The organism is Pseudoxanthomonas suwonensis, assembly GCF_000972865.1.
Classification (GTDB): Bacteria; Pseudomonadota; Gammaproteobacteria; order Xanthomonadales; family Xanthomonadaceae; genus Pseudoxanthomonas; species Pseudoxanthomonas suwonensis_B.
In genome coordinates this window covers 3,429,333-3,455,310 of record NZ_CP011144.1, presented here as the reverse complement: position 1 = coordinate 3,455,310, position 25,978 = coordinate 3,429,333, and the positions used below count along the sequence as shown (strand labels likewise).

At 70.8% G+C, this 25,978-nt stretch carries 22 protein-coding genes; 8 read left to right on the top strand and 14 right to left on the bottom strand.

The genetic code is table 11. From position 1 onward, the window contains the following. Nucleotides 1-55 precede the first annotated feature (55 nt). Nucleotides 56-601, bottom strand: a complete 546-nt coding sequence (locus tag WQ53_RS14255) for an NUDIX hydrolase (protein ID WP_052633372.1) — start codon at nt 599-601, stop codon at nt 56-58. Between the two features lie 186 nt (nt 602-787). Between WQ53_RS14255 and WQ53_RS14250 the strand changes: the two genes are divergently transcribed. The 6 genes from WQ53_RS14250 to yddG all read left to right on the top strand — a co-directional run bounded on the left by WQ53_RS14250 (nt 788) and on the right by yddG (nt 6,598). Further along, nucleotides 788-2,257 (top strand): amino acid permease, encoded by a 1,470-nt coding sequence (locus WQ53_RS14250; protein WP_052633371.1) that lies wholly within the window; start codon nt 788-790, stop codon nt 2,255-2,257. Nucleotides 2,258-2,326: 69 nt separating this feature from the next. After that, the gene (locus WQ53_RS14245) at nt 2,327-3,628 is read left to right on the top strand and encodes an amino acid permease (RefSeq protein ID WP_052633370.1); all 1,302 of its coding nucleotides are present in this window, start codon (nt 2,327-2,329) and stop codon (nt 3,626-3,628) included. Nucleotides 3,629-3,638: 10 nt separating this feature from the next. Beyond that, the gene (locus WQ53_RS14240) at nt 3,639-4,283 is read left to right on the top strand and encodes a methylthioribulose 1-phosphate dehydratase (protein ID WP_052634107.1); all 645 of its coding nucleotides are present in this window, start codon (nt 3,639-3,641) and stop codon (nt 4,281-4,283) included. A 128-nt stretch (nt 4,284-4,411) separates the two neighbouring features. Next, a complete protein-coding gene (locus tag WQ53_RS14235; RefSeq protein WP_052633369.1) occupies nt 4,412-4,966 on the top strand; it encodes a 1,2-dihydroxy-3-keto-5-methylthiopentene dioxygenase in 555 nt (184 codons plus the stop codon). Nucleotides 4,967-5,024: 58 nt separating this feature from the next. Beyond that, complete coding sequence (mtnC, locus tag WQ53_RS14230; protein ID WP_052633368.1) at nt 5,025-5,723, top strand: acireductone synthase; 699 nt, start codon at nt 5,025-5,027, stop codon at nt 5,721-5,723. Between the two features lie 11 nt (nt 5,724-5,734). Continuing rightward, nucleotides 5,735-6,598: an aromatic amino acid exporter YddG gene (gene yddG, locus WQ53_RS14225; RefSeq protein ID WP_052633367.1), complete on the top strand. Its 864-nt coding sequence runs from the start codon at nt 5,735-5,737 to the stop codon at nt 6,596-6,598. Between the two features lie 303 nt (nt 6,599-6,901). Here yddG and WQ53_RS14220 read toward each other — a convergent pair whose 3' ends face one another. The 10 genes from WQ53_RS14220 to WQ53_RS14175 all read right to left on the bottom strand — a co-directional run bounded on the left by WQ53_RS14220 (nt 6,902) and on the right by WQ53_RS14175 (nt 16,331). Beyond that, nucleotides 6,902-8,506: a calcineurin-like phosphoesterase C-terminal domain-containing protein gene (locus WQ53_RS14220; protein WP_052633366.1), complete on the bottom strand. Its 1,605-nt coding sequence runs from the start codon at nt 8,504-8,506 to the stop codon at nt 6,902-6,904. Between the two features lie 256 nt (nt 8,507-8,762). Then, complete coding sequence (hisIE, locus tag WQ53_RS14215) at nt 8,763-9,443, bottom strand: bifunctional phosphoribosyl-AMP cyclohydrolase/phosphoribosyl-ATP diphosphatase HisIE (RefSeq protein ID WP_052633365.1); 681 nt, start codon at nt 9,441-9,443, stop codon at nt 8,763-8,765. Beyond that, complete coding sequence (gene hisF, locus WQ53_RS14210) at nt 9,436-10,209, bottom strand: imidazole glycerol phosphate synthase subunit HisF (RefSeq protein ID WP_052633364.1); 774 nt, start codon at nt 10,207-10,209, stop codon at nt 9,436-9,438. Before hisF ends, hisIE begins: the two co-directional genes overlap by 8 nt. Beyond that, complete coding sequence (gene hisA / locus WQ53_RS14205) at nt 10,203-10,952, bottom strand: 1-(5-phosphoribosyl)-5-[(5-phosphoribosylamino)methylideneamino]imidazole-4-carboxamide isomerase (protein ID WP_052633363.1); 750 nt, start codon at nt 10,950-10,952, stop codon at nt 10,203-10,205. Before hisA ends, hisF begins: the two co-directional genes overlap by 7 nt. Beyond that, nucleotides 10,952-11,551 (bottom strand): imidazole glycerol phosphate synthase subunit HisH, encoded by a 600-nt coding sequence (gene hisH / locus WQ53_RS14200; RefSeq protein ID WP_144409336.1) that lies wholly within the window; start codon nt 11,549-11,551, stop codon nt 10,952-10,954. Before hisH ends, hisA begins: the two co-directional genes overlap by 1 nt. After that, the gene (gene hisB / locus WQ53_RS14195; protein WP_052633361.1) at nt 11,548-12,621 is read right to left on the bottom strand and encodes a bifunctional histidinol-phosphatase/imidazoleglycerol-phosphate dehydratase HisB; all 1,074 of its coding nucleotides are present in this window, start codon (nt 12,619-12,621) and stop codon (nt 11,548-11,550) included. The genes hisH and hisB overlap by 4 nt, the downstream gene beginning before the upstream one ends. Next, the gene (hisC, locus tag WQ53_RS14190; protein ID WP_052633360.1) at nt 12,618-13,724 is read right to left on the bottom strand and encodes a histidinol-phosphate transaminase; all 1,107 of its coding nucleotides are present in this window, start codon (nt 13,722-13,724) and stop codon (nt 12,618-12,620) included. Before hisC ends, hisB begins: the two co-directional genes overlap by 4 nt. Next, on the bottom strand, nt 13,721-15,067 hold the full coding sequence (hisD, locus tag WQ53_RS14185; protein ID WP_052633359.1) for a histidinol dehydrogenase: 1,347 nt from the start codon (nt 15,065-15,067) through the stop codon (nt 13,721-13,723). The genes hisC and hisD overlap by 4 nt, the downstream gene beginning before the upstream one ends. After that, entirely contained in the window at nt 15,064-16,005 is a 942-nt protein-coding gene (hisG, locus tag WQ53_RS14180; RefSeq protein WP_052633358.1) for an ATP phosphoribosyltransferase, read from the bottom strand. Before hisG ends, hisD begins: the two co-directional genes overlap by 4 nt. Next, a complete protein-coding gene (locus tag WQ53_RS14175) occupies nt 16,002-16,331 on the bottom strand; it encodes a YerC/YecD family TrpR-related protein (RefSeq protein ID WP_052633357.1) in 330 nt (109 codons plus the stop codon). The genes hisG and WQ53_RS14175 overlap by 4 nt, the downstream gene beginning before the upstream one ends. Before the next feature lie 186 nt (nt 16,332-16,517). Here WQ53_RS14175 and WQ53_RS14170 point away from each other — a divergent pair, with 186 nt between their 5' ends. Then, nucleotides 16,518-18,305, top strand: a complete 1,788-nt coding sequence (locus WQ53_RS14170; RefSeq protein WP_052633356.1) for a sensor domain-containing diguanylate cyclase — start codon at nt 16,518-16,520, stop codon at nt 18,303-18,305. On the opposite strand, the gene WQ53_RS14165 is transcribed toward WQ53_RS14170, so the two are convergent. Then, entirely contained in the window at nt 18,302-20,197 is a 1,896-nt protein-coding gene (locus WQ53_RS14165; protein WP_052633355.1) for an HAL/PAL/TAL family ammonia-lyase, read from the bottom strand. The two genes, WQ53_RS14170 and WQ53_RS14165, sit on opposite strands and share 4 nt — an antisense overlap. A 39-nt stretch (nt 20,198-20,236) precedes the next feature. Further along, nucleotides 20,237-21,661: a histidine--tRNA ligase gene (gene hisS / locus WQ53_RS14160; protein ID WP_052633354.1), complete on the bottom strand. Its 1,425-nt coding sequence runs from the start codon at nt 21,659-21,661 to the stop codon at nt 20,237-20,239. A 111-nt stretch (nt 21,662-21,772) separates the two neighbouring features. On the opposite strand from hisS, the gene WQ53_RS14155 reads away from it, so the two are divergent. Next, nucleotides 21,773-22,516 (top strand): Crp/Fnr family transcriptional regulator, encoded by a 744-nt coding sequence (locus WQ53_RS14155; protein WP_082113048.1) that lies wholly within the window; start codon nt 21,773-21,775, stop codon nt 22,514-22,516. A gap of 254 nt (nt 22,517-22,770) precedes the next feature. Here the strand turns inward: WQ53_RS14155 and WQ53_RS14150 are convergent, their stop codons facing one another. Beyond that, entirely contained in the window at nt 22,771-25,737 is a 2,967-nt protein-coding gene (locus WQ53_RS14150) for a TonB-dependent receptor plug domain-containing protein (RefSeq protein WP_052633353.1), read from the bottom strand. Between the last annotated feature and the right edge of the window lie 241 nt (nt 25,738-25,978).

The following is a 25,978-nucleotide window of genomic DNA, read 5'->3' as shown; positions in this document are numbered from 1 at the left end:
GACGCCCTGTCGCCGGCTGAACCCGGCTCCTACAACAGCGGGGCGCGGCAGGGGGTCAGCCCCGCGCCAACCACTTGCCAGCCATGCGCCGCATCGATTCGTCGCTGGACGGATCGGCGGCGACGGCCGCGACCTCCCGCCACGCCAGGTCGTTCGACTCCTCGCTGACCACGAAACACTCGTCCGTTCCCGCCCGCACCACGTAGCGCACGTCGTAGTGCCAGTGTCCGGGCACCTCGCCGCGCGCCGGGATCCAGTGCCGGTCCAGATCGAAGATCGCCCCGTCCTCCAGCCGCAGGCCGGCCACGCCCGTCTCCTCCTCGGCCTCGCGCAGCGCCACCCGGGCCAGGTCGGCATCACCGTCGGCATGGCCGCCCGGCTGCAGCCAGCGGTCGAGCTTGCGGTGGTGGGTCAGCAGGGTGCGGTGGCCGTCGGCGCTGACCACCCAGGCCGAACCGGTGAAATGCCCGGCCAGGCGCTCGCGGACGAAGGGCGGCCACGGATCGGCCAGCAGGGCGAGGAAGGCGTCGACCGTCTCCGATTCCTCGCACCAGCGCTGCCGATATTCGGCCAATGCGCCGGCAAGTGCCGCGTCATGCATCGATTCCTCGCCTGTTGCTGCCTTGCACCATGGAAGGTGCGCATTATCCGCCAGCGTGACCGGCCACGCTTGTGATCCCCGGGCCGCTTTGGCAAGGTACGGCGCTTGGGCCGTCCGCCGGGGGCGACAGCGGCAACCATCACCATCAGGCGCATCGGACGGCCGCTTTCCGGGGAAAACCACGCAATGTCCAAGGGTCTATTCATCGTCAAGCCGGTCGAACCGGCCGGCCACGTAGACGCCGGCGAGCCGGTCGAGGGCAGCCTCCAGGGCGAAGCCACGCTCAAGCGCACCCTGACTGCCCGCCAGCTGGTGCTGCTGGGCATCGGCGCGGTGATCGGCGCCGGCATCTTCGTGCTCAGCGGCCATGCCGCGGCCGAGCATGCCGGCCCGGCGGTGGTGCTGAGCTTCGTCATCGCCGGCATTGCGTGTGCGCTGGCCGGCCTGTGCTACGCCGAGTTCGCGGCGATGCTGCCGGTCTCCGGCAGCGCCTATTCGTACTCGTACGCGACCCTGGGCGAGTTCGTGGCCTGGTTCATCGGTTGGAACCTGGTGCTGGAATACATGTTCGCCGCCTCGACGGTGGCGGTGGGCTGGTCGGGTTACCTGAACAGCCTGCTGACCCAACTCGGCCTGGGCCTGCCGGCCTCGCTGGCAGCCGCGCCGCTGAACGTGGTCGACGGCGCCATCGTCCACACCGGCGGCCTGATCAACCTGCCGGCAGTGGCGATCATCGCCGCGATCAGCGGCCTGTGCTACGTCGGCATCACCCAGTCGGCCTTCGTCAACTCGATCATCGTGGCGATCAAGGTCACGGTGATCGTGTTGTTCGTGGCCTTCGCCGCCAAGTACGTGAACCCCGAGAACTGGACCCCGTTCATTCCCGAGAACGAGGGCCCGGGCAAGTACGGCATCGATGGCATCATCCGCGGCGCCTCGGTGGTGTTCTTCGCCTACATCGGCTTCGACGCGGTCTCCACCGCCGCCGGCGAGGCCAAGAACCCGCAGCGCGACATGCCGATCGGCATCCTCGGCTCGCTGGTGATCTGCACCATCATCTACATCGTGATGGCCCTGGTCCTGACCGGCCTGCTGCCCTACACGCTGCTGAGCACGCCCAAGCCGGTGGCCACCGCGCTGGAGACCTACCCGTCGCTGGCCTGGCTCAAGTACATCGTCGAGATCGGCGCGATCGCCGGCCTGTCCTCGGTGATCCTGGTGATGCTGATGGCGCAGCCGCGCATCTTCTACTCGATGTCCAAGGACGGCCTGCTGCCGAAGTTCCTGGCCAAGGTCCACCCGAAGTTCCAGACCCCGTACGTGGGCACGATCCTGGTCGGCATCTTCGCCTCGCTGCTGGCCGGCTTCCTGCCGATCGGCCTGCTCGGCGAGCTGGTGTCGATGGGCACGCTGCTGGCCTTCGCCACGGTCTGCATCGGCATCGTCGTGCTGCGCCGCACGCGCCCGGACCTGCCGCGTCCGTTCCGCGTGCCGCTGTACTGGCTGATCGCCCCGCTCGGCGCCGCCGCGTGCCTGTACCTGTTCTGGCAGCCGTTCCGCGACCACTGGTACCTGATGGTCGGCTGGACCATCCTCGGCATGCTCATCTACTTCGCCTACGGCTACCGGCACAGCAAGCTGCGCAACCGCGGCTGACCCCTGCAGCCCGCAACGCGGCCGGCCCCAGCGCCGGCCGCTTCGCTTCCATTCCCGGGACAAGCGCAGATGAGCGTCACCACCGCACGCAAGATCGGTCCGGTCCTGGCGACCTTCGTGGTCGCCAACAACATGATCGGCTCGGGGTTCTTCCTGCTGCCGGCGACGCTGGCCAAGTCCGGCGGCGTGACCGCGCTGGCCTGGCTGCTGTGCACGGTGCTGGCGATGATGCTCGGCGGCGCCTTCGCCCGCCTGGCCCGGCACCACCCCGACCTGCAGTCGCCCGACGACTACGTGCGGCCCTCGCTCGGCCGCGACGCCAGCTTCCTGGCCACGACCATGTACTGGGTATCGTCGTGGATCGGCAACAACGCCATCGCCGTGGCCGCGTTCGGCTACCTGGTGATCCTGCTGCCGATCGACGACAGCCCCGGCGTGCGCCTGGGCGGGCAGATCGCGCTGATCTGGCTGATGTTCGCGCTCAACCTGCTGGGGCCGCGGCCGATCGCCCGCTTCCAGTCGCTGTGCGTGGTGTTCGGCCTGCTGCCGGTGGCGCTGATCCTCACCGCCGGCTGGGCGCATTTCGACCCGGACCTCTACCGCGCCGCCTGGAACGTGTCCGGCCGGTCCGACCTGTCGGTGGTCATGCACTCGCTGGCACCGATCTTCTGGGCCTTCGTCGGCCTGGAAACCGGGGCAATGGTCGCCGGCGTGGTCGACGACCCCGACCGCAACGTGCCGCGCGCCACCCTCGGCGGCATCGCCATCGCCGGCGTGGTCTACCTGGTGTCCTCGGTGCTGATGATGGGCATCGTGCCGGTGGCCGACCTGGCCGACTCCGGCGCGCCGTTCGCGCTGGTGGCCGGGCAGATGTTCGGCCCTTGGGCGATCCCGCTGATCGCCGCGGCCGCCGCGCTGAAGGCGACCGGCACCCTCGGCGGCTGGATGCTGGTGACCGGCGAGTCCGGCGCGCGCGCGGCCCAGCGCGGCTTCCTGCCGCCGGTGTTCGGGCGGCTGCGCGCCAACGGCTCGGCGGGGACGGGACTGTTCATCATCGCCTCGGCGATGACCCTGCTGGCGGTGCTGACCCTGTCGCCAACCGTGTCCGGCCAGTTCGAGATCCTGATCGAGATGGTGGTGATCCTGGTGGTGATGGCCTACGCCGCCGCCGGCCTGAGCCTGCTGCTGGGCACCCCGGAGCGGCCCTCGACCCGCAGCGAGCGCGTGCTCGGCATGGGCGCGCTGGTAGCCTGCGGCCTGCTGGTCTATTCCACCCCGGGCAAGACCCTGGTCGGTGGCCTGGTGATCGCGCTGCTGGCCTGGGCGGCGTACCGCGGCTTCGTGCGCCGGCCGGCGACGCCCGCAGGCTAAGATGCGCGGCATGAACAAGGCCCTGCCCTACGATCCGGCCCTGCTGCGCAAGCGCGCCGAGTCGATCATCGCCAACGTCCGCGAACTGTCGCAGCTGGGCTGGACCCCGGCCACCAGCAGCAACTTCTCGCTGCGGCTGGATGGCGCGCACGCGGCCATCACCGTATCCGGGCGCGACAAGGGCAAGCTGGTGGAGGACGACATCATGGTCGTCGACTTCGACGGGCGCGCGGTGGGCCGGCCGCTCAAGCCGTCCGCCGAAACCCTGCTGCACACCCAACTGTACCGGCGCTTCCCGGACATCGGCTGCGTGCTGCACACCCATTCGCTGGTGCAGACCGTCGCCTCGCGCCTGTACGCGGGCGCCGGCCACGTCCGCCTGGAAGGCTACGAGCTGCTCAAGGCGTTCGAGGGCAACAGCACCCACGAGGCCGCGATCGACGTGCCGGTGTTCGCCAACACCCAGGACATGAACGTGCTGGCCGCCCAGGTCGACGCCCTGCTCGACCGGCAGAGCCTGTGGGGCTACCTGATCGACGGACACGGCCTGTACGCCTGGGGCCGGACCATGGCCGAGGCCCGCCGGCACCTGGAGGCATTCGAGTTCCTGTTCGGCTGCGAGCTCGAGCTGCGCAAGCTCGGCGTGCGCGGCTGAGGCCGCCATCCCGGCTCATTCCACCGGCGCCGGCCACCGTTGCGCCGGCGTTATCAGTGGCGCCGGCCGCAGCTGGTAACCTTGGCGATCCACGCGGCGCCCTCCGCGCCACCGCAGGAGACACCCCCATGAGCCGACTGCGCATCTTCAACGACAACGCCCCGGACCAACCCCTGTTCGACAGCCGCGACGGGCAGGCCATCGCCGCCGAGCTGGAGAAGATCGGCGTGACCTTCGAGCGCTGGCAGGCCGGCCAGCCGATCGAGCCCGGCGCCACGCCCGAGCAGGTCATCGACGCCTACCGCGCCGACATCGACCGGCTGGTGGCCGAGCGCGGCTTCAAGACCGTGGACGTCGTCAGCATCGCCCCGGACAACCCCAACCGTGCCGAGATGCGCAAGAAGTTCCTGGACGAGCACTTCCACAAGGAGGACGAGGTCCGCTTCTTCGTCGCCGGCTCGGGCCTGTTCACCCTGCACGTGGACGGCAAGGTCTACGAGATCGAGTGCGTGAAGGACGACCTGATCGCGGTGCCCGACGGCACCAAGCACTGGTTCGACATGGGCGAGTCGCCGAGCTTCGTGGCGATCCGCTTCTTCACCGAGCCGGACGGCTGGGTCGGGCATTTCACCGGCACCGACATCGCGCAGAAGTTCCCGCGCTACGCGCCGGAAGCGGCCTGAGCCGCCCGGCACCCGACTCCCGCCCCTCCACGGAGGGGCGCTGTTTTTGCAGGCTCCCATGACCCGCGCCATCCTCACCGACATCGAAGGCACCACCAGCAGCATCTCGTTCGTCCGCGACGTGCTGTTCCCGTACGCGCGCCGTGCCCTGCCCGGCTTCGTCCGCGAGCACGGGCAACGGCCGGAGGTGCGGCGCTGGCTCGACGCGGTCGCCACCGAGGCCGGCGGCCTGTGCCAGGACGGGATGGTCGTGGAGACGCTGCAGGGCTGGATCGACCAGGACCGCAAGCACACCGCGCTCAAGGCCCTGCAGGGACTGGTCTGGGAGGCCGGCTACCGCAATGCCGACTTCACCGCGCCGATCTACCCCGACGCCGCGCAGACCCTGCGGCGCTGGCACGCGCTGGGGCTGCCGCTGTACGTGTACTCCTCCGGCTCGGTACCGGCGCAGAAGCTGTTCTTCGGCCACAGCGACGCCGGCGACCTGACCGGGCTGTTCTCCGGCTGGTACGACACCGAGGTCGGCGGCAAGCGCGAGGCGGACAGCTACGCGCGGATCGCCGCGGCCATCGGCGTGGAACCGCACGAGATCCTGTTCCTGTCCGACGTGGTCGAGGAACTGGACGCGGCGCGCGCGGCCGGGCTGCACACCGTGCTGGTCGACCGGCTCGAGGACTACCCGCAACCGCGCCACGGCGATGCGGCGCACGGGCATACGCACGTGGCCAGCTTCCTCGAGATCGAGTTGCCGCTGTAGGCCCGCGCCGCATGGACGCTTCGCGCAAGGCGACCCTCGCCGGCCTGCTGGCGATCCTGCTCTGGTCCTCGCTGGCCCTGCTCACCGTGGCCACCGTGGGCCTGCCGCCGTTCCAGGTGCTGGCCATCGCCTTCTCCGTCGCCGGCACGCTGGGGCTGCTGCGCGCCGCCCTGCGCGGCGACGCCGGCTGGGCCGAACTGCGCCAGCCGCCCGCGGCGCTGGCGCTGTCGACCGCCGCGCTGTTCGGCTACCACGCGCTGTACTTCATCGCGCTCAAGCGTGCGCCGGCGGTGGAAGCCAACCTGCTCAACTACCTGTGGCCGTTGCTGATCGTGGTCTTCGCCGGCTTCCTGCCGGGCGTGCGGATCCGTCCGCTGCAGTGGCTCGGCACCCTGATGGGCCTGGCCGCGGCGGTCCTGCTGGTGACCGGCGGGCAGCGGCTGCAGGTCGACGCCGGCTACCTGCCGGGCTACCTGGCCGCGATCTCGGCGGCCGTGGTCTGGGCCAGCTATTCGGTGCTCAACCGGCGCCATGCGCAGGTGCCCAGCGCGGCGATCACCGTGGCCTGCCTGGCCGTCGCGTTGCTCGGCGCGCTCGTCCACCTGCTGGTCGAGCGCACCGTGGCGCCGACGCCGTGGCAGTGGGCGGCGCTGCTGGCGATGGGCATCGGCCCCACCGGCGCGGCCTTCTGGCTGTGGGACAACGGCACCAAGCGCGGCGACATCGCCCTGCTCGGCAGCCTGTCCTACCTGGCGCCGCTGCTGTCGACCGTGCTGCTGGTGCTGTCGGGCCGGGCGCAGCCGCATCCGCTGCAGGCCGTGGCGCTGGCACTGCTGCTGGCTGGCGCCTGGCTGAGCACGCGCGCCTCGCGCTGAGAATGCTTCGCGTTTGAACGGCACCCGGCGGCGCTGGCTAGACTGCGCGCCACGTAGCCAGCACGCACCGCGCGCCAGCCACGCAATCCACCGCCAGCCAGCAATCGCCAGCCCGCCGTGGACATCTCCGGACGCCCCGCAAGGGGCGTTTCGTTTTTCTGCACCGTCGTGCCGCGCCTTTTGTAGGAGCGGGCATGACCGCGACACGAGCGTCGGAACCGTCAGGGCGTCGCCTGTGCCGACGGCGTCGCGTCGCGGTCATGCCCGCTCCTACAAAGATCGATTCGCAGTGCCTTGCCTGCCTCAATCCGCCGCGTCCTGCAGGACGTAGGTGGTGGATGCGACCACTTCGCCGCGCCAGCGGCCGAAGGCGCGCACCTCGACCCGGTGTTCCCCTGCGACCAGGTCGGTGGCCAGGGCACCGCGCCACAGGTGGGTGGACGGCACCGCCTCGGGCGAACGGTCGAAGCCGCGCAACGACGGGGCCAGGTCGTCGGCCACGTTCTCGACCAGCAGACGCGGGTCGGCGCGCTCCACGCGCCGCATCGGCTTCCACTGGCCACCGTCGATCCGGTATTCGACGCGGGTCTCGGCATCGCCCATGAACACGTTGGCGAACACGCCCCAGGCCGGATACGCGCCGCGCCGCAGCGCGCGCGGCGCATGCAGCGCCATCGCCGCGGTGAACGCCGGATCGCCGGTGGGCGGACGCGCCGGATGGTAGGCCAGCGCGTATGCGCCGTCGCCCTGTACCGACAGCACCGCATAGCCGTTCGGCGTGCCGTCGGCCATGGTCGCGTCCGGGATGCCCTCGGCGTCCGGCGCGCCCGACCAGTACGCGCCGCAGGCCGCGCCGAGGTTGTACTCGTGCAGCGGCGCGGCGCCCCGCCAGCCGTCGGCCTCGCCGTGCCAGTAGTGCTGCTGGACGTGGCTGTGGCCGCTGAGCAGCAGCACCCGCGGCCGATCCTGCAACAGCGCGAACAGGCGCGCGCGGTCGCCGGCGCGGAAGGTCCGGCGGCCGCCGGTGTCGAACACCGGGATGTGCATGCCCAGCACCAGCAGGCGCTCGTGCGGCAGTTGGGCGAGGTAGTTCTCGAGGAAGCGGAACTGGTCCTCGCGCAGGCCGCCGACGTAGCCCGGTCCCTGGCCCGGCTGCACGACCACGTCGTCCAGGAACACGAACGCCGCTCCGCCCTCCTCCACCGCGTAGGTGTCCGGGCCGTACACCGCGCTCCAGCTGGCCAGCGATCCCTCGTCGGAAGGCGAGCCCGGATCGACGTCGTGGTTGCCCGGCACGTGGAACCAGGGCACGCCCAGCTGCGCGGTGACCGCGTTGAGCGCCGGATACAGGTGCATCTGGTCGTCGACCAGGTCGCCCAGGGTCACGCCCAGTGCGGCCGGGTGCCTGCCGACGATCGGCGCGACGATGTCGCGGTGGTAGTAGTCGACGTCGCGTTCGCTCTTGACCTGGGTGTCGGTGAACAGCAGCGCCTCGAACGCCTTCGATCCGGGCACGGCCGCGACGGGGCGGGTTCGCGCCAGCAGGCCGAAGTCGACGTCCGCGCCTGCGGCGGCCGGCACCCGATGCCAGAACGCCGGCAGTCCGTCGGCGCCGGCGACGAACCGGTAGCCGTCGGGCTTGATCACGAACACCGCCTGGCCCGGTCGCGCGCCGATGCGAAAGCGTCCCTGCGCATCGGTGCGGACGATGTCCACGCCGTTGGAGACCGCCACGCCGGGCAGCCCGGGTTCGCTGGGATCGCGCCCGGCCCTGCCGTCGCGTTCCAGGTGGACATGGCCGGAGACGGTTGCGGTATCGGCGCCTGAAGCATCGGCGGCGCGCGCGGCAGCGCCCTGCGCGGCGACAACGCAGGCCAGCAGGATTCCCGGCAGATGGCGGATCGACATGGCGGCTCCGTTGTGGGTCGCCGGGGATTCTAGGCCGTGTCGGCGTCCGTCCGGCAACGTCGGAGCGGCCGATGCGCTGCACGCACACGACCGTCGTCCCGGCGAACGCCGGGACCCAGTGACTTTTTTCCTTCCAGCGACCGCCCAGACACATGCAAAGACGCTGGGTTCCGGCGTTCGCCGGGACGACGGAGTTGATGGTGGCACTGGTACCGCGCTGTCGGCGTCGGTGGCGCTGCCCCCGGCCAGGCAGCACTCAACCCTTGTGTCGCTGCTCCAGCACCTCCACCGCATCGGCCAGCGACAGGCCACGCGAATGCAGCAGCACGGTCAGGTGGTAGATCAGATCAGCCGACTCGCCCAGCAGCTGCTCATCGTTCTGGGCCACGCCGGCCAGCGCGGTCTCCACGCCTTCTTCGCCCACCTTCTGCGCGATCCGGCGTATCCCGGCCTCGAACAGGCGGGTGGTGTAGCTGCCTTCGGGCCGTTCGCGCGCGCGGGTGGCGACCAGCGCGTCGAGTTCGCCGAGGAAACCCACGTCGGCCGATACGACCACCGGCACCTCGGCAAGCGCCGGCGCGTGGTCGAAGCAGCTCGCCCGCTGCAGGTGGCAGGTCGGCCCGCGCGGGTGCGCCAGCACCAGCAGTGCATCGGAATCGCAGTCGGCTTCCACTGAGACCAGTTCCAGCACGTGGCCGGAGGTCTCGCCCTTGGTCCACAGCCGCTGCCGGCTGCGGCTGTAGAAGGTCACAAGGCGGTTGGCCAGGGTCGCGCGCAGCGCGTTGACGTCCATGTAGCCGAGCATCAGCACGCGCAGGCTGTCGGCGTCCTGCACGATCGCCGGCAGCAGGCCGCCGCCCTTGTCCCAGTCCATCGACTCGGGCAGCAGGGTCGGGCTGCGCGGCAGGCGCGGCGCGTCGGTGGAAGGCTCAGGCATCGCGCACCTCGATTTCCCGCTGGCGCAGGAAGCGCTTGAGGGCGGGGATGGGAATGGTACCGGCGTGGAACACGCTGGCGGCCAGCGCACCATCGACGTCGGCCTGCTCGAACGCCTCGGCGAAGTGCGCCATCTCGCCGGCGCCGCCGGAGGCGACCAGCGGCACGCCGCACACGGCACGCGCCTGGCGCAGCTGGGCGATGTCGTAGCCACGGCGCACGCCGTCGCTGTCCATGCAGTTGAGCACGATCTCGCCGGCGCCCAGCCGCTGCGCCTCGGCGATCCAGTCCAGGGTGCGCACCGGCAGCGCCCGGGTCTTGTCCGGGTCGCCGGTGTTGGTGCGCACCCGCCACTGGCCGTCGGCCTCGCGCACCGAATCGATGCCGACCACCACGCACTGCACGCCGAAGGCGTCGGCCAGTTCGGCCACCAGCGCCGGCCGCTCCAGCGCCGGCGAGTTGACCGAGATCTTGTCGGCGCCGGCGTGCAGCACGTCGCGCGCGGTCTCCACGTCGCGGATGCCGCCGGCCACGCAGAACGGGATGTCGATCAGCCGCGCCACCCGCTCGACCCAGGCATAGTCGACCGAGCGTCCTTCCGGGCTGGCGCCGATGTCGTAGAACACCAGTTCGTCGGCGCCCTGGTCGCGGTAGCGCAGCGCCAGTTCGACGATGTCGCCCATGTCGACGTGGTCGCGGAAGCGCACGCCCTTGACCACGCGGCCACCGCGCACGTCCAGGCAGGGGATGATCCGGCGGCTCAGCACGGCAGCGCCTCCTGGGCCAGCGCATCGGCCAGCTCCAGCCGGCCTTCGAGCAGGGCGCGGCCGAGCACGGCGCCGGCGCAGCCGACCTGGCGCGCGTTGCGCACGTCGTCGGCGTCGCGCACGCCGCCGGAGGCCTGCACCGCCACGCCGGGTGCCAGCGCGTGCAGGTGCGCGTACAGGTCCAGGTTCGGCCCGGACAGCATGCCGTCGCGGGCGATGTCGGTGCACAGCAAGTGGCGCAGGCCGGCGCGCTGGTAGTGCGGCAGCAGCCCGTCGAGGTCGGCGCCGGCGTCCTCGGTCCAGCCGTGCACCGGCAGTTTCCAGCGGCCGTCTGCGTCTTGGCGCGTGTCCAGGGCCACGGTAATGCGCTCACCTCCGAACTCGGCCAGCCACGCGACCACCGTCTCCGGCTCGCGCACCGCCAGCGAGCCCACCACCACCCGCGCCGCGCCGGCATCGAGGATCCGGGCCACGTCCTCGCGCGAGCGCACGCCGCCGCCGGTCTGCACGCGCAGGCCGGTGCCGCGCGCGATCGCGGCGAGCAGCGGCAGCAGGGTGTAACCGCCGGCCTTGGCCGCGTCCAGGTCGACCAGGTGCATCCAGCGTACGCCGCCGGCGGCGAAGGCGCCGGCGCGCGGCAGCGGATCGTCGCCGTAGTCGGTCTGGCGCGCATAGTCGCCCTGCGCCAGCCGGACCACGCGGCCGTTGCGGATGTCCAGCGCGGGATAGACGGTGAAACCCATCAGAAATCCATTTCGATGAAATTGCGCAGGATGCGCGCGCCGGTGGCGGCAGAGCGCTCGGGGTGGAACTGCGCGCCGCACAGGCGTCCGCGCTGGACCACAGCCGAGAACAGGCTGCCATGATCCGTGGCGGCCACGGTGTCGGCTGTGATGGGTGCCGCATAACTGTGCACGAAATAGGCGTTGGCGCCCTCGGCCACACCGTCGAGCAGGGTCGAGTCGCGCATGCGGCGCAGGGCGTTCCAGCCCATGTGCGGGATTCGGATGCCCGGGGCCGCCGGCAGCTTGCGGACCACGCCCGGCAGCAGGCCCAGACACTCCACCTCGCCCTCCTCCGAGCGCTCGTACAGCAGCTGCATGCCGACGCACACGCCCAGCAACGGCGCGTCCAGGCCGCGCAGCGTGTCCACCAGTCCCAGTTCGCGCAGCCGGCCCATCACCTGCGCGGCCGTGCTGACCCCGGGCAGCAGCACCCGGTCGGCGGCGCGGATGGCGCCCGCATCGGCGGTCACCTCCGGCTCGATCCCCAGCCGGTTGAGCGCGTAGCACACCGACCCCAGGTTGGCGCCGCCCGCGTCCACCAGCGCCACCCGCATCACAGCGCTCCCTTGGTCGAGGGCAGGTCCGCCCCCTCGCGGCGGATGGCCTGGCGCAGCGCGCGCGCCAGCGCCTTGAAGCTGGCCTCGATCTTGTGGTGGTCGTTGTCGCCGTCCACCTTGATGTGCAGGTTCATGCCCGATGCGTCGCACAGCGAGCGGAAGAAGTGCGGCACCAGTTCGGTCGGCATGTCCCCCACCCGCTCGCGCCGGAATTCGCCCTCGTAGACCAGGTACGGCCGGCCGCTGAAGTCCAGCGCGGCGCTGGCGTGGGTCTCGTCCATCGGCAGGGTGAAGCCGTAGCGGCCGATCCCGCGCTTGTCGCCCAGCGCCTCGCGCAGCGCCTGGCCCAGGGCCAGCGCGGTGTCCTCGATGGTGTGGTGCTCGTCGATGTGCAGGTCGCCGTCGGCATGGACCTTCAGCGCGAAGCCGCCGTGCTTGCCGATCTGCTCGAGCATGTGGTCGTAGAACGGCAGGCCGGTGTGGACCTGCGGGTCGGCGGCGCGGTCCAGGTCGACCTCGACCCGGATCCTGGTCTCCTTGGTGTCGCGCTGAACCACGGCGCGGCGCGGCGCGTCGGCCAGTTCGTGCGCGATCCCGGCCCAGTCCCACTCGCCGCCGAACTGCGGGGTCTTCAGCTGGAACGCGCGGATGCCGAGGTTGTCGGCGAACTGGTTGTCGGTGGGGCGGTCGCCGACCATGGCCGAACGCTTCCAGTCGATGCTCCGGTCCTGGATATAGGGCAGCACCAGGCCGATGCCGGGCTTGCGCGTGGGCTTGTTCTCGTGCGGCCAGCTGCTGTCGATCAGCACGTCGCGGAAGACGATGCCCTGGCTCTCGAGCACCTGCATCATCAGGTTGTGGGGGCCGTCGAAGCTGGCCTGCGGGTAGTTCTCGGTGCCCAGCCCGTCCTGGTTGGAGACCATCACGAATTGCCAGCCGGCGTCGCGCAGCTTCAGCAGCGCCGGGATCACGCCGCGGACGAAGCGCAGCTTCTCGTAGGCGTCGATCTGGAAGTCCTCGGGCTCCTCGATCAGGGTGCCGTCGCGGTCGATGAAGAGGATCGGCGTCATGCGGCGGCTTCCTTCGCGTCCAGTGCGGCCAGCACGCGGTCGTTCTGTTCGGGCGTGCCGACGGTGATGCGCAGCGCGTCGGCCAGCTGCGGTGCGGCGCGCTGGTCACGCACCACCACCCCGGCGGCCAGCAGCCGCTCGAATGCGGTTTTCGCGTCGGCGAAGCGCACCAGCAGGTAGTTGCCGTCGGAGGGATACACGCGCCGCACGCCTGGCAGCGTGGCCAGCGCATGCTGCAGGCGGGCACGCTCGCCGCGCAGCTGGGCCACGCGCGCGGTGGTTCGGGCCAGCGCCTCGTCCGACAGCGCGGCCACGGCCAGCTCGGCGCACGGTGTGGGGACCGGGTATGGGGCCTGGCAGGCGCGCAGCACGCGCACCAGCGCCGGTGCGGCGACCAGCACGCCGATGCGCGCGGCGGCCAGCGCGTGCGCCTTGGACAGGGTGCGCAGCACGGCTACGTTCGGATGCGCGTCCATCAGCGTGGTCGCCGAGGGCTGGTCGGAGAACTCGCCGTAGGCCTCGTCGACCACCACCAGCGCGCGGCCGGCGAGCCGGGCGGCCAGCGCGGCGATGCCGGCCAGCGGCACGCTTCCGCCGGTCGGGTTGGACGGCGAACACAGGAACACCAGCTTGGCTGCGCTGCGCTCGGCGGCCTGCGCGACCGCCTCCAGGTCCACCTCGAAGCCGGCCTCACCGTCGACCAGCGGCACCTCGAGCAGCGGTGCATCCTGCAGCCGCGCGCTGACCGCGTACATGCCGAACACCGGCGGGGTCACCAGCACCGCGTCGCGGCCGGGCACGCACAGCGCGCGCACCAGCAGGTCGATCGCCTCGTCGCTGCCGCGGCCGACCAGCAGCTGCTCCTGGCGGCAGCTGTAGAGCCGTGCCAGCGCCTCGCGCAGCGCCGGCGGCTGCGGCTCCGGATAGCGCCGGCTGCCGCCGCCGGCATCGGCCGGGTTGGCCCAGGGATTCTCGTTGGCGTTGAGCCAGACCTCGCCGCGCAGGTCGTGGGTGCGCGCCGAGGCGTAGCCGGCGAAGCCGCGCAGGTCCTCGCGGACCAGCCGCAGCAGCGCCTCGTCCGCTGCCTGACCGCTCGCGCTCATGCCGCTGCTCCGCGCAGGCGCAGTACGACCGCGTTGGCATGCGCGTCCAGCCGCTCGGCACGCGCCAGGGTGACCGCGCAGTGGCCGATGGCGCGGATGCCTTCGCGGCTGGCCGCCTGCACGCTGACCGTGTTCTGGAAGCTGGCCACGCTGACCCCGCTCCAGGCGCGCGCCGCACCGTTCGTGGGCAGCACGTGGTTGGTGCCGCTGCAGTAGTCGCCCAGCGCCTCCGGCGTCCAGTCGCCGAGGAACACCGAGCCGGCCGCCTCCACCCGGTCTAGCCACGCGCGCGGTTCGCGCAAGGCCAGGATCAGGTGTTCGGGCGCATAGGCGTTGCTGATCGCGAACGCCTGTTCCAGCGTTTCGACCCGGACCAGCCGCGATGCCGCCAGCGCCCGCCGCGCGATCTCCGCGCGCGGCAGCGCCTCCAACTGCGCGGCCAGTTCGACCTCGACCCGGTCGATCAGCGCGGCGCTGTCCGACAGCAGCAGCACCTGCGAATCGGGGCCATGCTCGGCCTGCGACAGCAGGTCGGCGGCAACGAAGGCCGCGTCGGCACCGGCGTCGGCGATCACCAGCACTTCCGAAGGCCCGGCCGGCATGTCGATCGCCGCCGCGCCGGACCGGGCAACCTGGCGCTTGGCCTCGTCGACGTAGCCGTTGCCGGGGCCGAAGACCTTGTCGACCTTGGGCACGCTGGCGGTGCCGAAGGCCAGCGCGGCGATCGCCTGCGCGCCGCCGAGCTTGAACACCCGGCCGACGCCGGTCAGGCGCGCGGCCACCAGCACCGCCGGATCGGCGCGGCCGTCGGCGCGCGGCGGCGTGCACAGCACCACTTCGCGGCAACCGGCCAGGCGCGCGGGCACGCACAGCATCAGCGCGGTGGACGGCAGCGGCGCGCTGCCGGCGGGCACGTACAGGCCGACCCGCGGCACCGGCCGGATGATGCGCTCGCAGACCACCCCGGGCGCGGTCTCCAGCGCGTAGCCGCCGGCCATGCCGGCGCGGTGGAAGGCCTCGATGCGCTGCGCGGCGTCGAGCATGGCCTGGCGCAGCTCCGGCGCCACCACGGCCTCGGCCGCGGCGAACTCGGCCTCCGCCACCTCGAAGCGCTCCAGTTCGACCCGGTCGAAGCGCGCGGTCAGTTCGCGCAGCGCATCGTCGCCGCGGGCGCGCACCGCGCCGAGCACGTCGGCCACGGCCTCGCGGGTGGCCTGGGCCACGATCTGCACCGGCCGGGTCAGCGCCTGCGCGCGCGCGGCGGCATCCAGCGCCGCCCATTCCAGGCGGTTCCAGGCGCGGGCGGCGCCGGACACGGCGATGTCGGCGGGATCGGCGCTCATGCCAGCGACCTCTCCACCGTCAGCACCATCAGTCCGCGCGCGCCGGCGCGCTCCAGTTCCTCCAGCTGCTGCCAGCTAACCGCGCCTTCGCACATGGTCTGCAGCGACAGCGCGCCGTTCTGGCCGGACCCACCTTGGGCGGGCCCGCCTTGAGTGGGCACGATCACCAGCGGGCCGGCGTCCTGCAGCAGCCGCTCCAGCGCCGGCAGCGACTCGCGCGCGGCGCTGAACATCAGCAGCTTGCGGTCCTTGAGCTGGAGCACGCCGTCGACCCGGCGCAGCAGCATCTGCGCCAGGCCGGCGCGGGCGTCGTCGAAACCGCCGGCCGGACCGGCCAGCACCGCCTCGCTGTCGAGCAGGTTCTCCACCGGCTTGAGGTGGTTGGCAGCGAGCGTGGCGCCGCTGGAGACCAGATCGCAGATCAGGTCGGCGGTGCCCAGCCGCGGCGCGATCTCCACCGAGCCGGACAACTCGACCACGTGCGCGTCGATGCCCTGCCGCTGCAGCCAGCCGGCCAGGATCGCCGGATAGCTGGTGGCGATGCGCAGGCCCTGCAGCTGCTGCGGACCCTGCCACTCCCACTCCTCCGGCACCGCCAGCATCAACCGGCACTGGCCGAAGCCCAGGCCGTGCAGTTCGCGGTAGGCCGGCGGCAGGCCGTTGCGGGCGCGTTCGCCGGCCTGCTCGTCCAGTTCGTTGCGGCCGACGACGCCCAGGTCGCAGACACCGTCGGCGATCAGCCCGGGGATGTCGTCGTCGCGGACCAGCAGCAGGTCCACCGGCAGCGACTCGCCGTAGCAGAACAGCTTGTCGCGGCTCTCGCGCCAGCTCAGCCCGCAGGCGGCCAGCAGGCTGCGCGCCGGTTCGGCCAGGCGACCGCTCTTCTGGATCGCGATGCGCAGGCGGTCGCGGGTGGCGGTACCCAGGGGGGGAGTCATCGTGCTTCCTTGGCGCTGGCCGGGGGGAAGTCTGGCCGCAGGGCCAGCGCATAGCCGCCGGTGCCGCGCTCCAGCGTGCGCGCGACCCGGCCGATGGTGGTGACGCTGACCTGGGTCAGGTCGTGGATCTCGCGGTACGGCACGCCCTGTTGCAGCAGCGGCACCACCCGCCAGCGGTCGGTCATCGCCTCCAGCTCGGCCGGCGTGCACAGGTCCTGCAGGAAGGCGCGGACCGCATCGGCGTTGTCCAGGGCCGCCAGCGCCCGGGCCAGCGCATCCAGCCGATCGTCCGCCTCCCCGCCGTTGCCCTGCATCCGCCGCTTCATGGCCGTCGATCCAATGTATTAACGCGTTAACACATTAGACCAGCGGTCAGCGACCCGGGTCAACCCCTGGCCTGCCCGGTACACTGCGGCGTACCGTCCATGCCGGTCAGCATGGAGGGACCTTCCGGGGGGCGCATGGAGCAGCGGCAGTACTGGAGGACCTGGAATATCTGGATAGGGGGCTGGATGCTCCTGCTGCTGGCCGTCGCCATTCCGGCCCTGGCGCAGGCGCCTGCGCGGCTGGACACGGCCCAGCCGCAACTGGCCCTGGGCCCGCATACCCGCTACCTGCACGACGAGTCCGGCGCGATCGACGCCACCCAGGCCTGGCGGCAGCTGGAGGCAGGCGACTTCGCGCCGCTGCCCGACGCCGGTGCCGCCTTCGGCTTCCAGCCGGGTGCCTACTGGTTCCATGTGGTGCTGGAGAACGCGGACCCCGACCAGCCGCACTGGCTGCTGGTGCAGGACTATCCGCTCAGCGACCGGCTCGACCTGTACCTGCGCCACCCCGACGGCCGCGTCCTGCACCAGGCCGGCGGCGACCACCTGCCGTTCGACGCGCGCAGCGTCAGCTACCGCCATCCGAACTTCCTGCTCGACCTGCCGGCCGGCAGCCGGGTCGAGGTGCTGCTGCGGGTGCAGAGCCAGAGCTCGATGCAGGTGCCGCTGACCCTGTACACGCCGGCCGCGTTCATCGAGATCTCGCGCGACGCGCAGTTCGGCATCGGCCTGTACTACGGCATCCTGCTGGCGCTGTTCTTCTACAACCTGGTGCTGTGGCTGGCCCTGCGCGAGGCCAGCTACTTCTGGTACCTGTTCCACCTCAGCGCCTTCGGCCTGGTGCTGATGACGCTCAACGGCCTGGGCTTCGAATACCTGTGGCCGAACTCGCCGTGGCTGGCCGACCTGTCGGTGCCGCTGTCGATCTGCCTGGCGCAGATCGGCATGCAGCAGTTCGCACGCGTGTTCCTGCGCCTGCGCGCGGTATGGCCACTGGGCAACTGGATCTCGCTGGGGATAATCGCGTTCTACGTGGTGCTGGGCACGGCCGCGTTCTGGTTGCCGTACCGCATCGCCACCCCGCTGGCCGCCGCCTCGGTGTTCTTCAGCATCGGCTGGATCCTGACCGTGACCCTGGTGGCGATGCGCCGCGGCGACCGCTCCGCGCGCCTGTTCCTGCTGGCCTGGAGCATGTTCCTGCTCGGCACCGGCATGTACACGGCGCTGGCCTTCGGCCTGCTGCCCAAGTCGTTCGTGACCGTGTACGGGGTGCAGATCGGCTCGGCGCTGGAGATGCTGCTGCTGTCGATCGCGCTCAGCTATCGCTATGCGGCGCTGCGCAACGAGAACGAGCGGATCGTGCGCCGGGCCAAGCTGCAGCTGGAGTCGCAGGTGCTGGAACGCACCGGCGAGCTGCGCAGCGCGCTGGCCCAGCTGGAGACCGCGCACGCACGGCTGCGCGAGGCAAGCCGCCACGACGCACTGACCGGCCTGTACAACCGCGGCTGGTTCCGCGAGCGCTTCGATTCGCTGCTGGAGGCCGCGCGCCTGCAGGGGCAGCCACTGTCGCTGCTGATGGTCGACCTGGACCACTTCAAGGACATCAACGACCGTTACGGCCACCTGGTCGGCGACGACTGCCTGCGCCGGAGTGCGCGGGTGGTCGAAGGCATCCTGCATCCGTACGGCGCGCTGGTGGCGCGCTACGGCGGCGAGGAATTCATCGCCGCCCTGCCCGGCGTGGACATCTACAAGGCGCGGGACCTGGCCGAGGAGATCTGCATGCGGCTGCGCGAGGAGCCGATGCGCACCCGCGGCCCGGCGGTGACCGTCACCGCCAGCATCGGCGTGCATGCGGTGGATACCGGCGCCGACGAGGATCTGGCCACCGACCAGGCGCTGCAGGTGGTGGACAACGCCCTGTACGCGGCCAAGTCCGGCGGCCGCGACCAGGTGCGGGTCGCGGACGGCTAGGCGCCCGCTCCCGCCGCCGGCAGCAGCGCGCCGGAAGCGACCAGGGCGACCATCGCCGCGACCTCGCCATCCAGCGCGCGGTCGCGCTCCAGGAACGGCACCGCGGCGCGGATCCGCGCGTGCGCTGCGGCCACCGCCGTGCCCGGGTGGAAGGCCTCGGCCTGCGCCAGCTGCGCGCGCAGCGCCTCGACTTCATCGAGGAAGCGCTCGCGGCCGGCGCCGTCGGCGGCCGGGCTGCCCTGCACCTTGGCCGCCAGCGCCGCCGCGTCGGCGCGGCGCGCCAGCGCACGTGCGGCGTTGATCATGTCGCGGCGCAGGTCCAGCGCCTGCGCCGCGGTGTACAGCTCCAGCGCCAGTACCTTGCCCAGGTCCTCGACCATGGCCAGCACGTGGCGCGCCTCGTTGGCGCCCATCGACACGTGGTCTTCGGCATTGGCGCTGGTCGGCACCGAGAACACCGAGGCCGGATGCGCGCGGCTGGCCAGGTCGTTGACGATCGCCGCGGCGGTGTACTGCACGATCATGTGCCCCGACTCGGTGCCGTCCTCGTTGCCGATCAGGAACGCCGGCAGGCCGTCGCTGGTGGCCGGGTCGACCAGCTTGTTGAGCCGGCGCTCGGAGATCGAGGCCAGGGTCGGGATCGCCGCCTTGAGGTAGCTCAGCGCCAGCGCCAGCGGCATGCCGTGGAAGTGGCCGGCGGAGATCACCTGCTGTTCCACGTACTCGGCATCGGCCTTGTCCGGGAACACCAGCGGGTTGTCGGTGACCGCATTGAGCTCGATGTCGAGCACGCGCGCAGCCTGGGCGGCGGCGTCGCGCACCGCGCCGTGCACCTGCGGGATGCAGCGCAGCGAATAGCTGTCCTGCGGCTGGTGCTTCTTGCCGCCGCGGAACGGCAGGAAGCGCAGGTAGAACTTCTCGCGTCCGTGGCGCTGGTCGGCCGGGACCCAGTCCCAGCCGATGTCGAAGCGCAGCTCGCGCGACTCCTGCGTATCCCAGCTCGACGGCAACCACGACCGGAACCTCGGCACCAGGTGGTAGGCGATGTCGGCCAGGGTCGAACCGGCCAGCAGGTTGCGCAGGTTCGCGGCGACTTGGACCTGGCCCGGGTGCGGGCGCAGCGCATGCACTTCCTCGGCGAAAGCGCCCAGGCGGCCGGCGAAGGCATCGATGGTCATCGCCGCGGCCAGGTCGGCGGTATCCAGCATCTGTTCCAGCCGGTGAAGCGCCAGCACGCCCATCGCCAGCATCTGCGCGGTGCCGTTGTTCAGCGCCAGGCCTTCCTTGTACGACAGCGACACCGGCTGCAGGCCGGCGCGGCGCAGCGCCTCGGCACCGGGCAACCGCTCGCCCTCGAGGAAGGCCTCGCCGCCGCCGAGCAGCACGATGGCCAGGTGCGACAGCGGCGCCAGGTCGCCGGAGGCGCCGACCGAGCCCAGCTGCGGCACCACCGGCACGATCCCGGCGTTGAGCAGCGCGGTGAGCGCCTGCAGCGTCTCCACGCGGATGCCCGAATGGCCCTTGAGCAAGGTGTTGATGCGGATGCACAGCATCGCCCGGACCACGTCGGCGGCCATCGGCTCGCCCACGCACACCGCGTGGGTGACGATCAGGTTGCGCTGCAGTTCCTCGTGCAGCGAGCGGCCCGAGGGGGTGGCGCCCGGCAGTTCGTCGCGCAGCGGGTGCGCCCCGAGCAGCTTGTCGGCGTTGCTGCCGAAGCCGGTGGAGACGCCGTAGATCGGCTCTTCCCGCCGCACCTGCTCGGCGAGGAAGTCTGCGGCGCGCTGCACCGCGGCCAGCGCGCGCGGGTCGAGTTCGACCGGGGCGCCGTGGGCGACCGCGACCAGGCGGTCGCGGGTCAGGGATTGTCCGTCGAGGCGGATCGTCTGCATGTTCGTGTTCCGTGTTGCGTACCGCGCGGCGCGCGCGGCTCAGCGGCCGGCCAGCGCCCGCGCCTGTTCCAGTTCAACCCGCAGGGTGCCGGCCAGTTCCTCGCGCGGCACGTCGAACTGCTGCTCGCGGACCAGGTCCTTGACCGCGACCACGCCGCGCGCCAGTTCGTCCTCCCCGGCCAGCACCACGAAGCGGATCCCGGCGCGCGAGGCGTACTGGAACTGCTTGCCGACCTTGCGCGGCTCCATCTGCACTTCGGTGTTGATGCCGCCGGCGCGGAGGTGGCGGGCGATGTCCAGCGCCTGCGGCAGCTGCGACTCGTCCATCAGCGCGACCATCGCCTGCACGCTGCTTTCGGCGGCGCCCTCGATCAGCCCGGCCTCGCGCAGCTGCCAGAACAGCCGGCTCAGGCCGATCGAGATGCCCACGCCCGGCAGCTTCGACTTGGTGTAGTGGCTGGCCAGGTCCTCGTAGCGGCCGCCCGAGCAGATCGAGCCGATCCCGGGATGGTCGACCAGCTGGGTCTCGTAGACGGTGCCGGTGTAGTAGTCCAGGCCGCGGGCGATGGAGAAGTTCAGGCAGTAGGCCGCCTCGGGCACGCCCAGCGCCTTGACCAGCTGCAGCACCTCGCGCAGCTCGGCGGCGCCGGCGCGCAGGACCTCGCCGGCGGCGTCGCCGGCCTCGGCCAGGACCGCGTCGATCTTCGCCAGGGCGTCGTCGTGCGATTCCGAGCGCACCTCGACGAAGGCCAGGATCCGCGCCACAGCCTCGGCCGGCAGGCCGAAGTCCGGGCCGGTGAGCGTCTCGCGCACGTAATCGGCGCCGCGCTTGTCGAGCTTGTCGACCTCGCGCAGGACCAGCGCCTGCCGCTGCGGGTCGGCCACGCCCTGGGCCTCGAAGAAGCCGCGCATCAGCTTGCGGTTGTTCAGCTGCACCCGGAACGCGCCGATCCCCAGTTCGGAGAACACCGCGTGGATCACCGCCAGCACCTCGGCGTCGTAGCGGATGCTCAGCGCGTCCTTGCCGATCACGTCGATGTCGCACTGGTAGAACTCGCGGAAGCGGCCGCGCTGGGCGCGCTCGCCGCGGTACACGCGCTGCATCTGGTAGCGGCGGAACGGGAAGCTCAGCTCGTGCTCGTGTTCGGCCACGTAGCGGGCCAGCGGCACGGTCAGGTCGAAGCGCAGGGCCAGCTCGGGTAGCCCGCCCTCGCCCTTGCCGGCCTCCGCGTCGGCCGCGGCATTGGCCAGCGCGCCGGTGGACTGGACGAAGTACACCTGCCGCTCGGTCTCTCCGCCGGACTTGGTCAGCAGCACGTCGGACAGCTCGAACACCGGCGTCTCCACCGGCAGGAAGCCGAAGCGCTCGTAGTTGCGGCGGATCACGTCCAGCATGCGCTGGAACGCGATCTGCTCGCGCGGCAGCAGCTCCATGACGCCGGGCGGGGTGCGGGGCCTGATCAAGCGGAAAACTCCTGCTGAACGCACTGGGGCGGCAATTCTACCTTGGGCGAAGACGGCCCCGCGGCCCTCTGCACGCCGCTATCATGGGTCCAACCGCACCGTGGCGCGCTCATGTCCTGGCCCCCGTTCGACAACCCCTGCCTGAACCCGCCACCGGAAGACGCCGGTCCGATGGGCCCGTGCCTGCACTGCCAGGTCCGCCACCTGGCGGTCTGCTCGGTACTCTCGCGCGAGGAAATGCGGGCGCTGGACTCCGCCGCCGCGCTGCAGGTGCTGGCCCCCGGCGCGGTGCTGGTGCGCCAGGGTGAACCGCGCAGGCACGTGTACACCGTCACCCGCGGCGCCCTGCGCCTGGTGCGGCTGTCGGCCGACGGCCGCCGCCAGGTGGCCGGCTTCGCCCTGCCGGGCGACTTCGTCGGGCTCAGCGGCGCGGAGCTCAACCAGCACGACATCGAGGCGCTGGGCGAGACCGAGTTGTGCCGCTTCGGCGTGGACGCCATGCAGCGCCTGGGCACGCAGTACCCGCACCTGCAGGGCAAGCTGCTGGAGCGGGCCTGCACCGAGCTGGATTCGGCGCACGAACGGATGATGGCGCTGGCGCGGATGAACCCGACCGAGCGCCTGGCCGACTTCCTGCTGACCCTGGCCGAGCGGCAGGCGCGCGCCGGCATCGCCGGCCCGTCGATCGACCTGCCCATGCCGCGCGCCGACATCGCCGATCACCTCGGCCTGACCGTGGAGACGGTCAGCCGCTGCCTGACCGCCCTGCGCAACCGCGGCCTGATAGCCCTGCCCGGCACCTACCGGGTCGACATCCTCGACCTGCGCGGGCTGGAGACGCTCAAGGCGGCCTGAGCGGCCTGAGCGGCCTGAGGCATCCTGCTGGCGATACCGGCGACGGGACGCGAGTGCGTCGCCTGCGCCGGGCTTGTGTGCCACCGGCCCGGGCTCCGCTTCCGCGTGGCGGAGCACCCGGTCGAGCCTGTAGCCACCGTCGCTTCTCCCCGATGCAAGCCATGCTGGCCCACCACCGGTCGGCCCAAAAAAACAACGGCCCCTTGCGGGGCCGTTGTCCGTGGGTCGGAACCCACAATGCCGTTGGATCTGCCTCAGAAGTTCTGCTGGTAGTTCATGTAGAAGAACTGACCGGGGACCAGGTACTGGGCGTCGAACGAGTTCGCGAACGCATCCGACGAGAACGGCGGGTTCTTGTCGAACAGGTTGCGGATGCCGAGCGTGACCTTGCCCTTCCACGGAGCCGTCCAGCCCGCCTGCACGTGCGTGTAGGTGGTGCCGCCGAGCATGTTCACCGGCCGGCGCGCCGGATTGGCGACGACGTCCTGGGTACCCGGAACGAACGTGTAGTCGTTGATGATCCGGTCCGGATCGGAGCAGAGGTTGACCAGGTCGCGGTAGGACGGATCGACCGCGGCCAGCGCGTTGGCGGTGTTGTACACGTTGTTGCAGCTCTCGCGCACGCGGCTCCGGTATTCCATGGTCACCGATGCGTCGAACGCGCCATACTGCCAGTTGGCGGTCAGGTTGGAACGCAGGCGGTGACGCGGAGCGCCGGTGGACGAGCCGGCCGGCAGCTGGCCGGCCGTGTTGCCGGACGAGATGCGGCCGTCGCCGTTGAGCTCGCCGCGCGACGGCTGGCCGACGTCGCCGTAGTAGCTGACGTAGGTGCTGTCCAGGCGGAACTGGAACAGGCCCCAGTCGTCGGTCTCGAACCGGTAGGAAGCGCCGAAGTCGAAGCCCTCGGTCTCGATGCCGCCGACGAAGTTGCGGTTCTGCGCAATGATGGCCGAGATCTCGCCCGGGTTGCCGTTGACGGCGCCGACGGTGTCGCGGGTGATCAGGGCGCAGCTGCCGGCATTGGCCTGCAGGTAGCACTCGTTGATGATGGTCTGCGCGGCGAGCGAGCCGATCGAGTTCTCGATCACGATGCTGTACCAGTCGACGTAGGCGTCGAAACCGGACAGCCACGACGGCGAGTACACGAAGCCCAGGGTCTGCGACTCGGAGGTCTCCGGACGCAGGTCCGGGTTGCCGCCGGTGGTCGCGAAGGTCTGCGACAGCTGGCTGCGGAAGCCCACCGGAACGCCGGTGTTGTAGCACGCCTGGCGCACGGCGGCGCTGCCGACGAAGTTCGGGTTGTTGTCGCTGCAGACGTCCTGGAACGCCGGACGGCCGGTGGCGAAGCCCTGGTACAACTCGGAGACCGAAGGCGCACGGAAGCCCTCACCCCACGAGCCGCGCACCAGCATCTGCTCGTTGATCTGCCAGCGCAGGCTGGCCTTGGGGTTGGTGGTGGTGCCGAAGCTCGAGTAGTCGGAGTAGCGCGCGGCCAGCGACAGTTCCAGCGAATCGGCAAAGGCCACGTCCGACAGCAGCGGGATCTGCAGCTCGAGGTAGGCTTCGTCGACGCTGTAGCTGCCGCGGGTCGGCAGGAACGGGTTGTCGCCCAGCACCAGGCCTGCGGCGGTCAGCGGGTCGGGCTCGTTCGAACCGAATTCCTTGCGGTGCTCGAGGCCGAACGCGAACGCCATCGTGCCGCCCGGAAGCGAGAACAGGTCGCCGGACAGGTTGGCGGTGATCGCCTCCTGGGTGGCCTTCTGCAGGTTCTTCGGGTTGACCGCGATCCAGTCGAACATTTCCTGGGTGAAGCCGGTCGGGCCGCCCATCACGTTCATCGGGACGCAGCCGGCGATGATCGCAGTCGGCGTGCCGCAGCGGGCCACGCCCGAGCTGTCGATGAACGACGGACCGGTCGCCTGGTTGACCCGGGTCGAGAAGTAGAAGCCGTTCTTCGGCTGCAGCTGCTTGTTCTCGGCGTAGGTATAGCCGACGTCCCAGGCGAAGTAGCGATCGTTGATGTCGAAGTGGCCATCAAGCGCCGCGTTGAAACGCCAGGTGTCCTGCTCCTGACCAAACACGCGCGGGAAGTTGGTCGGGCGGAACGCGCCACCGGTGACGTTGACGCCGAACGGGTTGTAGATGCTCTGGGCGGAGATCGTCAGCGGCGACAGCGGCTGGGCCGCAAGCTGCGCGTCACCCACACGGTTGGTGTAGAACACTTCGCTGCTGAAACGAACTTGGTCGAACAGCTGGTAACCGACCTGGCCGAACACCGAATAGGTCCGCTGCGGCTGGATCAGATGGTTGTCCGGCGCGAAGTTGTAGCCGTCGGTCAGGAAGTTGAACGGACGGAAATCACCGGCGGTACCGGGTGCGCAAACCTGACCGGGCTGACAGCCGGGGCGGCTCGGGTCGAGGATGATGTTGCCGAGACCGGTCACGGTGTAGTTGCCATAGGGCCCGACCGGGCTGGCGCGACCCGGGGTGGAGACATTGGCCGGGAAGCCGTACAGCGGAATGGCGGAAATGTCGCGGTCGCCGGCGGAGACGGCACCCTGCTCGGTGAAGGCGAGGTTCAGCAGGCCGGAGAAGCGGTCGGTGTTGCCGCCGACGGTGAAGTCGTAGGCGTCACGGACGCCGTCGCCCTGGCTGTACTGGCCGCGGTAGGCGTTGAACTGGGCGCCGTCGAAGTCGGACCGGGTCTGGATGTTGATCACGCCGCAGATCGCGTCGGAACCGTACAGCGCGGAGGCGCCGTCCTTCAGCACGTCGATGCGCTCGACGGCGGCCATCGGGATCGAGCTCAGGTCGACCGCACCGGCCAGGCCGTTGTCGGTGACCCAGCGGCGGCCATTGACCATCACCAGGGTGCGGTTGGAGCCGCAGTTGCGCAGGTTGATGCTGGAGTTGCCGCTGGTGTTGCCGTTGTTGGTGTTCAGGCTCAGCGACGGGCCGGCCACGCTGATCTCGCGCAGCACGTCCGCAACCTGGGTCAGGCCCGTGCGCTGCAGTTCCTGGCGGGAAATCGAGAGCACCGGCAGGGCCGTTTCGGCCTCGGCGCGCTTGATGCGGGAACCGAGCACGTCGATGCGATCGAGCGTCTGCGGCTGTCCGCTGGTTTCTTGAGCTAGCGCTACGCCGGTTCCGGCGGCAGCGGTGGCGCACACAGCGAGCGCGAAGGTGATCGCGTCGCGGAGCTTGGTGGTCTTCAAAGTCATCTCTCTCTCCAAGTAAGTCTTGGGTTTAATCCCCTGGGAACCCGCCGACCAGGACCGGCAAGTTGCGCCCGATACTAGTCGTCCTTGAAGAGAAATTAAAGTGTCGTTAACAAATGGTCTGCTTTGCGTGATGACGGCAGGCTCGCGATAGCGGGCAGACTGGCGGGATTCCTAGCTCATATCAGAGACATACATCACATTTTGTCCGCCGTCTCATGCCATGGCGAGATCGGTCTTGCAA

Excerpts from the sequence above, each read along its gene's own strand:
- WQ53_RS14235 (WP_052633369.1), top strand. The coding sequence starts at position 4,412 with ATGAGCCGACTGCGCATCTTCAACGACAACGCCCCGGACCAACCCCTG.
- WQ53_RS14250 (WP_052633371.1), top strand. The coding sequence starts at position 788 with ATGTCCAAGGGTCTATTCATCGTCAAGCCGGTCGAACCGGCCGGCCAC.
- hisIE (WP_052633365.1), bottom strand. The coding sequence starts at position 9,443 with ATGCCTGAGCCTTCCACCGACGCGCCGCGCCTGCCGCGCAGCCCGACC.
- WQ53_RS14240 (WP_052634107.1), top strand. The coding sequence starts at position 3,639 with ATGAACAAGGCCCTGCCCTACGATCCGGCCCTGCTGCGCAAGCGCGCC.
- hisG (WP_052633358.1), bottom strand. The coding sequence starts at position 16,005 with ATGACTCCCCCCCTGGGTACCGCCACCCGCGACCGCCTGCGCATCGCG.
- WQ53_RS14255 (WP_052633372.1), bottom strand. The coding sequence starts at position 601 with ATGCATGACGCGGCACTTGCCGGCGCATTGGCCGAATATCGGCAGCGC.
- hisB (WP_052633361.1), bottom strand. The coding sequence starts at position 12,621 with ATGACGCCGATCCTCTTCATCGACCGCGACGGCACCCTGATCGAGGAG.
- hisC (WP_052633360.1), bottom strand. The coding sequence starts at position 13,724 with ATGAGCGCGAGCGGTCAGGCAGCGGACGAGGCGCTGCTGCGGCTGGTC.
- WQ53_RS14155 (WP_082113048.1), top strand. The coding sequence starts at position 21,773 with ATGTCCTGGCCCCCGTTCGACAACCCCTGCCTGAACCCGCCACCGGAA.
- hisA (WP_052633363.1), bottom strand. The coding sequence starts at position 10,952 with ATGGGTTTCACCGTCTATCCCGCGCTGGACATCCGCAACGGCCGCGTG.
- WQ53_RS14150 (WP_052633353.1), bottom strand. The coding sequence starts at position 25,737 with ATGACTTTGAAGACCACCAAGCTCCGCGACGCGATCACCTTCGCGCTC.
- yddG (WP_052633367.1), top strand. The coding sequence starts at position 5,735 with ATGGACGCTTCGCGCAAGGCGACCCTCGCCGGCCTGCTGGCGATCCTG.
- WQ53_RS14220 (WP_052633366.1), bottom strand. The coding sequence starts at position 8,506 with ATGTCGATCCGCCATCTGCCGGGAATCCTGCTGGCCTGCGTTGTCGCC.
- hisD (WP_052633359.1), bottom strand. The coding sequence starts at position 15,067 with ATGAGCGCCGATCCCGCCGACATCGCCGTGTCCGGCGCCGCCCGCGCC.
- WQ53_RS14245 (WP_052633370.1), top strand. The coding sequence starts at position 2,327 with ATGAGCGTCACCACCGCACGCAAGATCGGTCCGGTCCTGGCGACCTTC.
- mtnC (WP_052633368.1), top strand. The coding sequence starts at position 5,025 with ATGACCCGCGCCATCCTCACCGACATCGAAGGCACCACCAGCAGCATC.
- WQ53_RS14175 (WP_052633357.1), bottom strand. The coding sequence starts at position 16,331 with ATGAAGCGGCGGATGCAGGGCAACGGCGGGGAGGCGGACGATCGGCTG.
- WQ53_RS14165 (WP_052633355.1), bottom strand. The coding sequence starts at position 20,197 with ATGCAGACGATCCGCCTCGACGGACAATCCCTGACCCGCGACCGCCTG.
- WQ53_RS14170 (WP_052633356.1), top strand. The coding sequence starts at position 16,518 with ATGCTCCTGCTGCTGGCCGTCGCCATTCCGGCCCTGGCGCAGGCGCCT.